Source organism: Streptomyces sp. RLB3-17 (genome assembly GCF_007113425.2).
In the GTDB taxonomy this organism is placed as follows: Bacteria; Actinomycetota; Actinomycetes; order Streptomycetales; family Streptomycetaceae; genus Streptomyces; species Streptomyces mirabilis_D.
In genome coordinates this window covers 6486114-6500186 of sequence record NZ_CP041610.2, presented here as the reverse complement: position 1 = coordinate 6500186, position 14073 = coordinate 6486114, and the positions used below count along the sequence as shown (strand labels likewise).

Sequence of the window (14073 nt, the reverse complement as noted above, 5' to 3'; positions counted from 1 at the left end):
CCGTGGTCGGGTGGGTGCGGGTCGTGTGTGGCTGGTCGCGCAGTTCCCCGCGCCCCTAGGGAGTGCCCTCGACGTAAGCCGACAGGTGCTCGAAACGCTGGCGCCAGCCCGGGTCCTCGTCTCTTGGGGACTCGTGGGTGAAGCGGACCGTCGTGCCGGACGGGCGGGTCGGCTCCAGGTGGAAGCGGATGCGGCCCCGCCCCTCGACCGTGTACTCGGCGATCCGCTCGACGTCCCACGCCGTGATCCGACCGCTGCCGATCCCGCGCAGCGTGACCGCCCCACCGAGGCGTGGCTCGAACACCTCGGCGGCGGCCAGCCATCCCCCTAGTCCATCCGAGGTGGCCACCGCCGCCCAGACGTTCTCCACAGGCTGGGGAAAACGCAGCAGGTAGTGCAGGACGCGGGTGCCGTCCTCCCGGGTCTCGGTGGCGCCCTCTTCGATGCCTCGGGTCACTCCGGTCATGACACCAGCGTGGCCCGAGGCGGCCCGTTCCGCACGCGCCGAAGGCCAGGACCTGTCCTAGACGCCCGCGTAGGAGTGCTTGCCGGAGACGAAGATGTTGACTCCGTAGTAGTTGAAGAGGAAGCAGGCGAAGGCGATCAGGGCGATGTACGCGGCCTTGCGGCCCTTCCAGCCGGCCGTGGCGCGGGCGTGCAGGTAGCAGGCGTAGGCGACCCAGGTGATGAACGCCCAGGTCTCCTTCGGGTCCCAGCCCCAGTAGCGGCCCCACGCGTCGCCCGCCCAGATGGCGCCCGCGATGATCGTGAAGGTCCACAGCGGGAAGACGGCGGCGTTGACGCGGTAGGAGAACTTGTCGAGGGAGGCCGAGGAGGGCAGCCGCTCCATCACGGAGGTGGCGAAACGGCCCGGCCGGCCGCCGGTGGCGAGCTTGTTCTCGTACGAGTCCTTGAAGAGGTACATCAGGGTGCCGACCGCGCCCACGTAGAACACGGCGCCGCAGAGGATCGCGGTCGAGACGTGGATGTACAGCCAGTACGAGTGGAGCGCGGGCACCAGCTGGTCGCTCGCCGTGTAGAGCACCGTGACCGCGAGGCCGAGGTCGAGGAGGACGGTGGTGACCAGGGGCAGGCCCAGCCAGCGGATGTTCTTCTTCAGCACGAGCATCGCCAGGTACACGGTGACGGCGACCGTGGAGAAGGTGACGCTGAACTCGTACATGTTGCCCCACGGCGCCCGCTGCACCGACAGCGCGCGGGCGACGACGCCGGCCGCCTCGACGGCCCAGGCGAGCACGGTGAGGGACACCGCGATCCGGCCGTAGAGGTCGCCCTGCTCGTCACCACCGTGTGCGCCGGGCCCGTCGGGCACGTCACGGGCGCCCGCCGCCGACCGGGTGACGACCTTCGGCCGCTCCAGGACGGCCGTACCGCCCGCCGACTGCACGGTGACCGCGGGGGCCTTCGCCTTCTCGGTGGTGGTGAGCGCGGCGGCCGTACGGGCGACCTTGCTGCGGCTGCCGAAGATCCACTCGGCGATGTACGCGAAGAAGGCCAGGGTGTAGACGGCCATCGCGGAGTAGATCAGCGTGTTGCTGATGTTGGCGAGGTGTTCGTTGGTGGCCGTGGCCAGATCGGTCACGGCACCCAGGTCGGTTGCGGTGGCGAGAGTCACTTCTCAGCCCCTTCGGCGGCAGGTACGGAGGGTTCGGCGTCGGGGTCGGTTTCGACTGCGGCTTCGTCTGTGTCGGGCTTGGTGGGCGCCTGTTCGTGGACGAGTGCGGCCAGGTCGCCGAGTTCTTCGGGGAGCTTCGCGGACTCGCTGCGGCCGAGGCCCGCCATCTCGACGACGGTGACGCCGTCGGCCCCGGTGGCCGCCCGCACCCACACGCGGCGGCGCTGGATGAAGAGCGAACCGGCGAGACCGAAGATCGCGGTGAAGGCACCGACCAGCGCCCAGTCACTGCCGGGCTGCTGGGTGACCTGGAAGTTCGCCCACTCCTTGATGCCCTTGTCGAAGGTGATGGAGCCGGCGCCGTTCGGCAGCTTCATCGTCTCGCCGGGCAGCAGGCGCGCCTTGACGATGTTGCCCTTCGCGTCCTTGAACTGCTTCATCTTCGAGGTGTCGAGCTGGTACACGTTCTGCGGGATGCCCGCGTCGACCCCCAGGCTGCCGTGGAATCCGGACAGCGCGAGCACGGGGAAGTCGAGCGCGGGGAACTGGGAGAACATGTCGCCCTTGCCCGCACCCGCGAAGGTCGGCACGAAGAAGGCGGAGAAACCGAGCTGTTCGCTCGTCCCCTGGGCGTTCTTGTAGCCGTCCATGACCTTGATCGCGCCCTGCGAGGTGACGTTCGGGTCGAGCGGCAGCATCGGCACGGCGTCGTGGTAGATGACGTTGCCCTTGCCGTCCCGGACGGTGACGACGGGCGCGTAGCCGTGCGCGGTGAGATAGACCTTCGAGTCGCCGATCTTCAGCGGCTCGTTGACCTTGACGGTGGTCTTCTTCGCCTTGCCGTACGCGCCGATGCTGTAGGTGATGTCCGCCTGGTACGTGCGAGGGGTGCCCTTGTTGGGGCCGGTCCGCTCGTAGGTGCCGGTGAACTTCTTGAGGTTGAAGCTGAACGGCGTGAGGTCGTCGGTGCTGAAGAGGTTGCCGGACTTGAAGTCGTCGTACTGCGAGATCGTGTTGGAGAACCCGTCGCCCTCGACGATCAGCTTGTTGCCCTCGGACTTGAAGAGCTGGCCCCAGGCGAAGGCGACCAGCATCACGATCAGCGCGATGTGGAAGAGCAGGTTGCCGGTCTCGCGGAGGTAGCCCTTCTCGGCGGCGACGGCGTCCTTCTCGATGTGTGCCCTGAACCGCCGCTGCTTGAGGATCTTGAGGGCGGCCTCGCGGACCTGCTCGGGCTCGGCCCCGGTGCGCCAGGTCGCGTACGCGGGCAGCCGGTTCAGCCGCTTGGGGGCGCCCGGCGGACGGCCGCGCAGCTGCCCGACGAACTGCCAGGTGCGCGGCACGATGCAGCCGATGAGCGAGACGAAGAGCAGGATGTAGATCGCGGAGAACCACACCGAGCTGTAGACGTGGAACAGGCCGAGCTTGTCGTAGACGGACCCGAGGATGCTGTGCGCGTCCTTGAAGTCCGCCACCTTCTGGGCGTCGGTCCCGGACTGCGGGATCAGCGAGCCGGGGATCGCCCCGAGCGACAGCAGGAAGAGCAGGATCAGGGCGACCCGCATCGACGTCAGCTGCCGCCAGAACCAGCGGGCCCAGCCGACGACCTCACGGCCGGTCCAGGTCAGCCAGCCCAGGGCGCCGGGCGCGCGGGACCCGCCGAAGGAGCCGGGCACGGCCGTGTCGACCGGCGCGGTGGACAGCTGGGATCCGGCTTCGCCGAGTTCGCCGTCGGCGCTCACCCCGATGTGCCGCTTGGCGGTCGCCGGGTCCTTCGTCCTGCCCGTGCCGGTGTCGGTGTCGGTCGTGCTCATCGATCAGATCCCTACCGTGAAGCCGTTGGACCAGGTCTGCATCTGCTGCACGATGCTGTCCCAGGCGCCGGTGAGCAGGAGCAGGCCGGTCACGATCATCATGCCGCCGCCGATCCGCATCACCCATGCGTAGTGCCGCTTGACCCAGGCGAAGGCGCCGAGCGCCTTGCGGAAGGCGACGGCGGCGAGGACGAAGGGCACTCCCAGACCGACGCAGTACGCGACGGTCAGTATGGCGCCGCGGCCCGCGCTCGCCTGGTTCATGGAAAGAAAATTGATGGAGGAGAGCGTCGGTCCCAGGCAGGGCGTCCAGCCGATACCGAAGAGCGCACCGAGTATCGGAGCACCCACCAGGCCGGTCACCGGCCGCTTGTGGAAGCGGAACTCGCGCTGCGTGAGCCAGGGCATCATCCCCATGAAGAACACGCCCATCGCGATCATCAGCACGCCGAGGACCTTGCTGAGCGTGCTCTGGTACTCCTGGAGGGTCGATCCGAAGTAGCCGAACAGCGCGCCGCCGGAGACGAACACGGCGGTGAACCCCACCACGAACAGACTGGCGCCCGCGACCATCCGCCCCCGTCTGGCCTCCGCCAGATCCGTGCCGGTGACACCGGTCACGTACGACAGATAGCCGGGGACGAGCGGCAGCACGCACGGCGAGAAGAAGGAGACGAGCCCGCCCAGGACGGCGATCGGCAGGGCGAGCACCAGGGCACCGCTGACGACGGTGTCGGACGACGCGGCGAGGTTCGTGGACGCGGCGAGAAGGGACACGTCGGTCACTTCTCCGCGACAACGGGGTCGAGCATCTCGCGGAGCTTCTCCTCGCTGAGGGCCTGCAGCGTGCGGGCCGCGATCTTCCCGTCCCGGTCGATGACGATCGTGGAGGGGATCGTCTGCAGGTTCAGCGTGCCCTTCTTGAAGCGGAGCAGCAGCTTGCCCGTGGGGTCGTAGAGGCTGGGGAAGGTGACGTCGTGCTGCTTCTCGAACGCCTGGGCCAGACTGACGTTGGCGTCACGGGTGTTGATGCCGACGAACTGCACGCCCTTCGCCGCGGTGTCCTTGGCGACCTTGGCGAAGTTCGGTGCCTCGGCGCGGCACGGCGGGCACCAGGAGCCCCACACGTTCAGGACGACGACCTTGCCCTTGTAGTCCTTGACGTCGAGCTGCTTGCCGTCCACGGTCGGGCCGGAGAGGTCGGGGGCCTGGACCCGGGAGCCCTTGGCGACGGTAGAGATGCCGTCCTTGCCCGCCACGAAGTTGCTGTCGCCCGAGCCCCCGGACGTCCCTCCCGAACCGCACGCGGACAGGACAAGCGCGGCGACGGCGGCCCCGGTGGTGAGCAGGGCGGCACGGCTACGGGTGCGGTTCGAGCGCTGTTCGGCGCGGCAGGCGGCACTCATGTGAAAAGTTTCGCATGCCCGTTTCGAGGATCTTCCGCACCCCCCTTGCGGGCGGAAAACACCATTTCAGGCGGCGTCCCCGGACCCCTTGGAAGTGGCCGTCCCGGAGCCCTTGCCTGTGCCGGTGCCCGAACTCGTACCGGTCCCCTTGCCGGTGTCGCCGAGGAACGTCTTCCAGCCACCCGCGGGCCGCTGTCCCACGTCCAACGTCCGCAGCTTGGCCAGGATCTCGGGCTTCTGTACGTCCATCCAGTCCACGTACTGCCGGAAGGAGACGAGGCGGACGTCCTCGCCCTTCTCCTTCTCCCGGGCGATGTGCTTGAAGGCGTACTCGACGGCGTCCATGTAGATGCCGCCGTTCCAGTGCTCGAAGTGGTTGCCGATGAAGAAGGGCGCCCGGTTGCTCTCGTAGGCCCGCCGGAATCCGGCGACGTACGCCTCGCCCGCCTGCTGCCGCCACGCCGGGTAGTTGTGCGCGGGCGCCTTCGTCGAGTTGATCGACTGGTTGGCCAGCATGTTGTAGTCCATGGACAGCACCTCGAAGCTGCGCCCCGGGAAGGGGATCGCCTGGAGGGGCAGGTCCCACAGTCCGTGCCGCTTCTGCGGCCAGACCTGGCGGCCGCCGGGCGAGGAGGCGTCGTAGCGCCAGCCGAGTTCCTTGGCGGTGGGCAGCAGGTTGTTCTGGCCGAGCAGACAGGGGGTGCGCGCGCCGACGAGTTCCTTCTCGTAGTCGAAGGGCAGCGGGGGCAGATCGGTCCAGCCCGTGTTGGTCCGCCACTCCTTGACGAAGGACTTGGCCTGGTCGATCTCACTGCGCCACTGCGCCGGCGTCCAGTTGCCGACGGTGCCGTGGCCGGAGCAGAAGTGGCCGTTGAAGTGCGTGCCTATCTCGTGGCCGTCGAGCCAGGCCTGCCGGACGAGCCCGAGCGTCGACTTGACGTGGTCGTCGGAGAGATAGCCGATGTCGGAGGCGCCCCGGGGGTTGTTCGGCGGCAGGTACTTGCGCTTCTTCGACTCGGGCAGGAGGTACAGCCCGGAGAGGAAGAAGGTCATGTGCGCCTCGTGCTCGCGGGCGAGCCCGAGGAAGCGGGAGAAGAGACCGGTCCCGACCTCACCCGCGCCGTCCCAGGAGAAGATCACGAACTGCGGAGGGGTCTGGCCGGCCTCCAGAGGAACCGGCTTCGCGGGCTGCTTCGGCTGCTTGCCCGTGAAGGAGGTGGAGCCGTCGCCTATCAGGCGGGCGGGGCGCGAGGAGGCGCCGGGCTTGTCGGACGCACCGGGCTCGCCCGACCGGGAACCACCGCCCCCGCCATGACCGTCCTGTTGATCGGTGCCGCACGCCGCGAGTCCCATCGCCGCCGCGGCACCCGCCCCGAGGCCGATCATTCCCCGCCGGCTGATGTCCCGCATTCGGTCCCCATCTCATCGCGCCCTCTCAGCTGGCTCCCAGCTGACACACAATGAGAGGGCACGACAAGCAGATAGGTTCCTTCGAACGCGCAAGGTTGGTCGTATTTTACGAAGAACAGTTCGGGTAGCGACGCATACGAACACTTTGCGCCAACATGTACGGGAATAGACGCTCTACGCCCCGAACGCCTTGCCCTTCCCCTTCACCGGCTTGGCGCCCGCGAGGAGATGGGCGGGAACGAGATCCCGGGCGGGCTCGCTGTACCCCACGGACACGATCTTGTCGCCGCGGTAGGTGAAGGACGTCAGGGACGCCAGCGTGCACTGCCGTTTGCGCGGGTCGTGCCACAACCGCCGCTTCTCCACGAAGGACCGCACGATCCAGATCGGCAACTGGTGGCTGACCAGCACCGCTTCATGCCCACGGGCCGCGTCCTTGGCGGCGTCCAGCGCCCCCATCATCCGTACGACCTGATCGACGTACGGCTCGCCCCAGGACGGCTTGAACGGGTTGACGAGGTGCTTCCAGTTCTCGGGCCGCCGCAGCGCCCCGTCCCCGACGCCGAAGGTCTTCCCCTGGAACACGTTCTCGGCCTCGATCAGCCGCCCGTCGGTGTCGAGGTCGAGACCGTGCGCCTTCGCGATGGGCGTCGCGGTCTCCTGCGCCCGCTCCAGCGGGGAGGCGACGACATGCGTGACGTCCCGCGGGGCCAGGTGCTCGGCGACCCGCTCGGCCATCTGCCGCCCGAGCTCGGACAGGTGGTAGCCGGGCAGCCGCCCGTACAGCACCCCGTCCGGGTTGGCGACCTCGCCGTGCCGCATGAGATGCACGACGGTGATGTCCTGATCCCGGCCCTGTGTCTGATCCTGCGTCTGATCCTGGCTCATGCCGTGGCCTCCGCCGCTGCCCGGGCCGCCGCCGGAAGGGCGTCGGCGATCCGCTGAATGGCCCGCTCGTCGTGGGCCGTGGACACGAACCACGACTCGAAGGACGACGGGGGCAGATAGACACCCTGCGCCAGCATCGAGTGGAAGAACGCGCTGAACCGGAAGGACTCCTGCGCCTTCGCGCCCTCGTAGTCGCGCACCTCACGCCCGGTGAAGAAGACCGAGAACATGTTGGAGGCGGTCTGCAGCCGGTGCGCCACGCCTTCCTTGCTCAGCGCCTCCGTGACCAGCCCGCGGATCTGCTCGGAGACGGCGTCGACCTTGTCGTACGCGGCGTCGTCGAGCAGCCGCAGCTGGGCGAGCCCGGCGGCGGTCGCGACAGGGTTGCCCGACAGCGTGCCGGCCTGGTAGACGGGCCCCGCGGGAGCCAGGTGCTCCATGACGTCCTTGCGGCCACCGAAGGCGGCGGCGGGGAATCCTCCGCCCATGACCTTGCCGAAGGTCATGAGATCGGGACGTACCCCGTCGATCCCGTACCAACCGGCCTTGCTGGTCCGGAACCCGGTCATGACCTCGTCGGAGATGAACAGGGCGCCGTTGCGCGCGCAGGCGTCCTTGAGTCCCTGGTTGAACCCGGGCTGGGGCGGTACGACGCCCATGTTGCCCGGCGAGGCCTCGGTGATCACGCAGGCGATCTCACCGGGGTGCGCGTGGAAGGCCTCGTTCACGGCTTCGAGGTCGTTGTAGGGCAGGACGATCGTGTCCGCGGCCTGGGCGCCGGTGACACCGGGGGTGTCGGGCAGCGCGAAGGTCGCCACCCCGCTCCCCGCCGACGCCAGCAGCGAGTCGACATGCCCGTGATAGCACCCGGCGAACTTGATCACCTTCGACCGCCGGGTGAACCCGCGGGCGAGCCGGATGGCGGACATGGTCGCCTCGGTCCCGCTGGAGACGAGCCGGACCTGCTCGACGGGCTCGACGCGGGCGACGATCTCCTCGGCGAGCGCGACCTCGCCCTCACCGGGAGTGCCGAAGGAGGTGCCGCGCGCGACGGCCTCCTGGACGGCGCCGATGACGTCGGGATGCGCGTGTCCGAGAATCATCGGCCCCCATGAACACACGAGGTCGACGTATTCCCTCCCGTCGGCATCGGTCAGGTATGGACCGTTTCCGGACACCATGAAGCGGGGCGTACCGCCCACGGCACGGAAGGCGCGCACCGGAGAGTTCACGCCGCCGGGCGTGACGGCAGCCGCACGGTCGAAAAGAGTCTGCGAAACTGGGGCTTCGTACGGATAGCTCACACGGGCCATGGTGTCAGAGGCTGCGAAGATCCTGCGGACAGGTGTTTCAGCGTACGTTTCGGCGTGCGGCCGTGGGGGAGGTCACTGTCACGATGATCGGGTTGCGTGGCGGGGGTCGCGCGCCTTAGAAAAGCAGTCGGGTGGAGATATGCATCGCGGTGGCGGACTGGGCGAGGGGACCGATGACCTCGGTCCTCGGCGTGCCCGGCGGGGAAGGCACCGGCGCGAGGCGGAGGAAGCGGCCGAGGCACGACAGACGCAGGGGTCGCCGGGCTCTCCCGGATCATCCGGGTCGCAAGGATCACAGAACGATCCTGAGCGGATCGACCCGTCGGGCCGTATGGACGGTATGGACTACACGGACCGCGGGGCAGACCGGCTCAGGGCAGGAAGCGGGAATGGTGGCCGGGTGGGGGTGACCTACAAATACTTCGGCGCGCCGGACGGCGCGACGGCGGCCCGCGTGCCGATCTCGATGCGCCCCGAGGAACTCGGAGGCGACGAGCTCGGCATGAACGGCATGTTCACCAAGATCAAGCCGGAGACCATGGCCGCGATGGTCCTCACCGGCATCGAGGGCGTCCCTCTCCACAAGGTCCCGCCCCTGGAACTGGTCGTCCTGCACCCCGACTACGCCGTCGTGAAGCTCCCCATGACCGTCGTCGACCCCCTGCGGGGCATCGGCGAGGAGGCGGTCGGCGCGGCGGCCTTCATCTGGTCGACGGTCCCGGACCGCGGGGGCCCGCGGGACGCCTTCAACGTGTACCAGCTTCTCCACGAATGGCAGGATTTCAGCCATCGTCTGCACGAGGCGGGGCATCAGCCGTACTGCCTGGTGTGGCCCTGATCTCCGGTTCTCCGTGACACGGGCGAGGCCTTCGGGTCCCGCCCGGAAACGGTCCGCACAACGGGCATGACGGGGCATGACGGGCATACCGCACCGGACCGGCGGATACTGAATTCCATGCGCGTCGATTTCGACCCGGAAACCATGCGCGGGGCCGACTTCTACCGGTTCCTCACCTCGGTCGTCATCCCTCGTCCGATCGCATGGATCTCCACCGTCACACCGGACGGCTCGACCGAGAACCTCGCCCCGCACTCCTTTTTCAGCATCGCCAGTACCGACCCGCCGATCGTGCAGTTCACCTCGATCGGCCGCAAGGATTCCCTGCGCAATGTCGAGGACACCGGGGAGTTCGTGGTCAACTTCTCCTCCGAACCGCTGCTGCGGTTGATCAACGCCACTGCCACCGACTTCCCCCGGTCGGTCAGTGAATTCGACTTCGCGGGAATCGACCGCGAACCGAGTCTGCGGGTACGACCGCCCCGAGTGGCGGCCTCCCCCGTCGTTCTCGAGTGCCGTTCGCACACCACCCTGCGGATGGGGAACTCCACCCTCGTCTTCGGACGGGTGCTCCACGCGGCGGTGCACGAGGACCACATCGTCGATGGCCGCCCCGGCTCCGCACGTCTGCTCCCGCTCACCAAGCTCGGCGGCGACGAGTGGGGCACGCTGGGAGAGGTCCTGCACCTGAGCCGCATCCCCTACGAGGAACCGCGTCCCTAGGCAGGGGCCGGGGCCGGGGCATGGGCTGGGGACACGGCCGCGGTCACAGCCAGCCGTTGCGCTTGAACCCCCGGTGGATGACGAAGCACGACACGGCGATCACCGTGAGGGCCAAGGGGTAGCCGAAGCGCCAGTGGAGTTCGGGCATGTGGTCGAAGTTCATGCCGTAGACGCCGCACACCATCGTCGGTACGGCGATGATCGCGGCCCAGGCCGTGATCTTGCGCATGTCCTCGTTCTGGGCGACGGAGACCTGGGCGAGGTGGGCCTGGAGGATGGAGTCCAGGAGGGCGTCGAAGGCGGTGATCTGTTCGGTGACCCGGGACAGGTGGTCGGCGACGTCACGGAAGTACGCCTGTATCTCGGGGGCGACGAGGCGCATCGGCTCGGTCGCCAGGATGTGGAGAGGGCGGCCGAGGGGGACCACCGCGCGTTTGAGTTCGAGGAGTTCGCGCTTGAGCTGGTACATGCGGCCGGCGTCGGCGCCCCTGGCACCGCGGGGTGAGAAGACGGACGTCTCCACCTGGTCGATGTCGACCTGGACGGCGTCCGTGACGGTCAGGTAGTCGTCCACGACGTGGTCTGCGATGGCGTGCAGCACCGCGGCCGGGCCCTTGGCCAGCTGCTCCGGCTCCGCTTCCAGGTCCTCGCGCAGGGGGCCGAGGGAGCCGTGCCGTCCGTGCCGCACGGTCACCACGAAGTCGGGGCCTGCGAAGACCATGATCTCGCCGGTGTTCACGACCTCGCTGGTGGCGGTCAGTTCGGCGTGTTCCACGTAGGAGACCGTCTTGAAGATGGCGAACAGGACGTCGCCGTACTGCTCGACCTTGGGGCGCTGGTGGGCGTGGACCGCGTCCTCGACGGCAAGCGGATGCAGGCCGAACAGCTCGGCGACCCGGGCGAACTCCGTCTCGGTCGGCTCGTGCAGCCCCAGCCAGACGAACCCGTGGCCGCCGCGTTTGCGGACCCGGGCGACGGACTCCTCGACGCTGGGCGCTGCCTCCTGGCGGACGCCGTCGCGGTAGATGACGCAGTTGACGACGGCGGAGCCGAGCGGGGAGCGGGCGGGGTGACTCAGGTCCACCCGGCGTCCGCCGCGTGCCAGACGGGCGACTTTGCGCAGGTTGCCGACCATCGACATGCGGTGCTCCTTCCCCCGGATTTCCCGGAATGGACGGCCAGTGTGCCAGCAAGGGGTAAGACCGACGTCAGAGCCCGGTTCGAGCGTGCGCCCTGCGCCGGTCCCGCGGTGTCAGGGGGGCGTCATAAATCACGCCCGCGCCGTCAGGCCCGCGCCAACGCGGCGGTCCGCCGCCGTCCTCCGGCCCTTCGATGGCCGATGGGTACGTGTGTGGACCGACATCGAGGAGTGCGCGAGCGATGAGCGAGGAAGAGCGGGGACCGCGCGTGGTCGCGGGAGTGAGCGGTTCACCGGGGAGCCTGGCGGCCCTGCGCCGGGCCGCCGCGGAGGCCCGGCGCGGCGGAGCCGAACTGCTGGTCGTGATCGCCTGGGAGCCGCCCGGCGGTGACTTCGCCCACCGCAGTGCGCTCAGCCCACTGCCGATGGCCACGCTCCGGCTGGACGCGGGCCGACGGCTGCTCGCCGCGCTGGACACCGCCTTCGGCGACGCGGGGCCCGGGGTCCCGCACCAGGGCCTTGTCGTACGGGGCACACCGGGGCGGGTGCTGGTCGAGACCGCCGACCGGGGCGACGACCTGCTGGTGGTCGGCCCGGGGTGCCGAGGAATTCTGCACCGGTGGCTGTTCCCGTCCGTCGCCCGGTACTGCCTCGCGCACGCCGTCTGCCCGGTGCTGGCCCTGCCGCCCTCGCCCCTGTCCCGCGAGCTCGCCTCGGTGCACCGCCGTATCCGGCTGGGGCTGCCGCTCGACACGCGGGAGCTGACCGAGGACAGGTCCTGAGCGACCCAGGGGGTGTCGCCCGGGTCACCCCGGGTCCGGGGTGACCTGAACAACACCCCCAGCCGCCCACGTCAGGGGCGCGTTACGGGGACGGGGCAACGCGTCAAACCTCCGTCAGCGAGCGGCCCCGTCCCCGGCCCGGCGGGCATAGCCTCACAGAGGCGCACGGCCGAACCGGCCGGCGCCCATCTCTTCCGCGAGGAGCAGCACCATGTCTCCAGTCGACCGCTCCGAGGATCCCGAGCCTTCCGAACGTTTCCCGGCCGGACTTCTCTTCGTTCCTGTCCGGTCGGGGCCCGCGGGCTGCACGGCCCGGTTCTTCCGCACCCCCCTGGGCGGCCGTACGGCCGTCGGCTTCACCTCGGCGGCCAGGCTCACCGCCACGCTCGGCACGGACCAGGCCTGCATACGGCTCTGCGAACCCGCGCTGCGCGCCCTCGCCGCGCCCCTGGGCGTCACCACCCTCACCATCGACCCGCAGCTCTCCGCCCCCTCGGCCGACCGCACCGCGGCCACGGCCCGAGAACGCGAGAACTCCTGGCGCCGCTGGCATCCCCAGCACGTCGGCGCCCTGCGGGTGACCGGCGCCGCCGCCGTCGTCGCATGCCTGAACCTGCTGATCGGCTGAGGAGACGCCATGTCCATTCAGGAACTGCCCCTCCAGGAACCGCCTGTTCAGGAACTACCAGTCCAGGAACAGCCTGTTCGGAAACAGGCCGTCCAGGAACTGCACCGGGCACCCGGGACCGACAGCCCCGGCCAAGGAGCCCCCGCCGACGCGCGCGACGCCGAAGGCCTCTCCGTCTGGCCCCGCTCCGCCCGCCCCGAACCCCACGGAGACGTCTCCGTCGGCGGAGTCTCCCTCACCGAGGCCGCCGACCGCTTCGGCACCCCCCTCTACCTCCTCGACGAACAGGAAGTCCGCGAGCGCTGCCGCGCCTACCGCACCGCGTTCCCCGACGCCGACATCCTCTACGCCGCCAAAGCATTCCTGTGCCGGGCCATGGCCCACTGGATCCAGGAAGAAGGCCTCGGCCTCGACGTCTGCTCCGCCGGAGAACTCGCACTCGCCGTCACCACCGGCTTCCCACCCGAGAAAATCGTGCTCCACGGCAACGCCAAAAGCCCCGAAGACCTCAGCACCGCCCTGCGCCTCGGCGTCGGCCGCATCGTCGTGGACAGCACCTCCGAGATCACCCGCCTCGCCGCCCTCACACCCCCCGGCACCCGCCAGCCCGTCATGGTCCGCGTGACACCCGGCATCGCCGCCGGCGGACACACCAAAATACGCACCGGCACCGACGACCAGAAGTTCGGCCTCTCCCTCACCGACGGCTCCGCACAACACGCCGTCACCCGCATACTCGACCAGCCACACCTCGAACTCGTCGGCCTGCACTGCCACATCGGCTCCCAGGTCACCACCGTCAAACCCTACGTCGCCGCGGTCCGACGCATGGTCGGGCTGATGGCCCGCATCCGCGACCAGCACGGCATCACCCTCCCCCAGCTGAACATCGGCGGCGGCCACGCCATCGCCTACCGCCCCGGCGAGGAGAGCCTCAACATCTCCGCCCTGGCCCAACGCGTCCGCGCCGAACTGGAAGACGGCTGCGCCCGCGCCCACCTGCCCCTGCCCCGCCTCACCCTCGAACCCGGCCGCGCCATCGCCGGCCCCGCCGGCGTCGCCGTCTACCGCGTCCTGGCCGTCAAACGCACCGGCACCCGCACCTTCGTCGCCGTCGACGGCGGCATGAGCGACAACCCCAGACCCGCCCTCTACGGAGTGCGCTACGCACCCCGCCTCATCGGCCGCCCCACCACCGCACCACCCCGCCTCGCCACCGTCGTCGGCCGCCACTGCGAAGCCGGCGACATCCTCGCGGACGAGGTGGCGCTGCCCGGCGACGTACGCCCCGGTGACCTCCTCGCCGTCCCGGCGGCCGGCGCCTACCACCTCTCCATGGCCTCCGGCTACAACCTCATCGGCCGCCCACCCGTGATCGCCGTCTCCAACGGCACCGCACGCACACTCGTACGCCGCGAATCACAGGACGACATGAACCGCCGGGACATCGGACTGTAGGGCTGCGGGGCCGTAGGGCCCTCTTCGGGATCAGGACCT

Annotated in this window: 14 protein-coding genes; 5 read left to right on the top strand and 9 right to left on the bottom strand. The window is 69.4% G+C overall.

Annotation, left to right across the window (positions count from 1 at the left end; all coding sequences use genetic code 11):
- Nucleotides 1-55: 55 nt before the first annotated feature.
- The 8 genes from FNV62_RS29490 to hemL all read right to left on the bottom strand — a co-directional run bounded on the left by FNV62_RS29490 (nucleotide 56) and on the right by hemL (nucleotide 8467).
- Nucleotides 56-466, bottom strand: a complete 411-nt coding sequence (locus tag FNV62_RS29490) for an SRPBCC domain-containing protein (protein ID WP_179858246.1) — start codon at nucleotides 464-466, stop codon at nucleotides 56-58.
- A gap of 57 nt (nucleotides 467-523) precedes the next feature.
- Entirely contained in the window at nucleotides 524-1636 is a 1113-nt protein-coding gene (gene ccsB / locus FNV62_RS29485; RefSeq protein WP_181650424.1) for a c-type cytochrome biogenesis protein CcsB, read from the bottom strand.
- Entirely contained in the window at nucleotides 1633-3450 is a 1818-nt protein-coding gene (locus tag FNV62_RS29480) for a cytochrome c biogenesis protein ResB (RefSeq protein ID WP_143627672.1), read from the bottom strand. The genes ccsB and FNV62_RS29480 overlap by 4 nt, the downstream gene beginning before the upstream one ends.
- 3 nt (nucleotides 3451-3453) lie before the next feature.
- Nucleotides 3454-4236: a cytochrome c biogenesis CcdA family protein gene (locus FNV62_RS29475; RefSeq protein WP_143602544.1), complete on the bottom strand. Its 783-nt coding sequence runs from the start codon at nucleotides 4234-4236 to the stop codon at nucleotides 3454-3456.
- Nucleotides 4233-4856, bottom strand: a complete 624-nt coding sequence (locus tag FNV62_RS29470) for a TlpA family protein disulfide reductase (RefSeq protein ID WP_097285763.1) — start codon at nucleotides 4854-4856, stop codon at nucleotides 4233-4235. Before FNV62_RS29470 ends, FNV62_RS29475 begins: the two co-directional genes overlap by 4 nt.
- Before the next feature lie 66 nt (nucleotides 4857-4922).
- The gene (locus FNV62_RS29465) at nucleotides 4923-6266 is read right to left on the bottom strand and encodes a hypothetical protein (RefSeq protein WP_097285762.1); all 1344 of its coding nucleotides are present in this window, start codon (nucleotides 6264-6266) and stop codon (nucleotides 4923-4925) included.
- Nucleotides 6267-6440: 174 nt separating this feature from the next.
- Complete coding sequence (locus FNV62_RS29460; RefSeq protein ID WP_054232110.1) at nucleotides 6441-7154, bottom strand: histidine phosphatase family protein; 714 nt, start codon at nucleotides 7152-7154, stop codon at nucleotides 6441-6443.
- Entirely contained in the window at nucleotides 7151-8467 is a 1317-nt protein-coding gene (hemL, locus tag FNV62_RS29455; RefSeq protein ID WP_079089196.1) for a glutamate-1-semialdehyde 2,1-aminomutase, read from the bottom strand. The genes FNV62_RS29460 and hemL overlap by 4 nt, the downstream gene beginning before the upstream one ends.
- 400 nt (nucleotides 8468-8867) lie before the next feature.
- Here hemL and FNV62_RS29450 point away from each other — a divergent pair, with 400 nt between their 5' ends.
- Nucleotides 8868-9305 carry a hypothetical protein gene (locus tag FNV62_RS29450; RefSeq protein WP_003974483.1) on the top strand — a complete coding sequence of 146 codons (438 nt, stop codon included), beginning with the start codon at nucleotides 8868-8870 and terminating at the stop codon, nucleotides 9303-9305.
- A 117-nt stretch (nucleotides 9306-9422) separates the two neighbouring features.
- Entirely contained in the window at nucleotides 9423-10028 is a 606-nt protein-coding gene (locus FNV62_RS29445; protein WP_097285760.1) for a flavin reductase family protein, read from the top strand.
- Nucleotides 10029-10071: 43 nt separating this feature from the next.
- On the opposite strand, the gene FNV62_RS29440 is transcribed toward FNV62_RS29445, so the two are convergent.
- Nucleotides 10072-11169, bottom strand: coding sequence for a magnesium and cobalt transport protein CorA (locus tag FNV62_RS29440; RefSeq protein WP_097285759.1), 1098 nt, complete (start codon nucleotides 11167-11169; stop codon nucleotides 10072-10074).
- Nucleotides 11170-11408: 239 nt separating this feature from the next.
- Here FNV62_RS29440 and FNV62_RS29435 point away from each other — a divergent pair, with 239 nt between their 5' ends.
- From FNV62_RS29435 to lysA, 3 genes are all read left to right on the top strand, one after another.
- Nucleotides 11409-11948: a universal stress protein gene (locus FNV62_RS29435; protein ID WP_143627668.1), complete on the top strand. Its 540-nt coding sequence runs from the start codon at nucleotides 11409-11411 to the stop codon at nucleotides 11946-11948.
- Nucleotides 11949-12159: 211 nt separating this feature from the next.
- Nucleotides 12160-12576, top strand: a complete 417-nt coding sequence (locus tag FNV62_RS29430; RefSeq protein WP_143608901.1) for an SAV_915 family protein — start codon at nucleotides 12160-12162, stop codon at nucleotides 12574-12576.
- A gap of 9 nt (nucleotides 12577-12585) precedes the next feature.
- The gene (lysA, locus tag FNV62_RS29425) at nucleotides 12586-14034 is read left to right on the top strand and encodes a diaminopimelate decarboxylase (RefSeq protein ID WP_143627666.1); all 1449 of its coding nucleotides are present in this window, start codon (nucleotides 12586-12588) and stop codon (nucleotides 14032-14034) included.
- The last annotated feature ends 39 nt before the right edge of the window (nucleotides 14035-14073 follow it).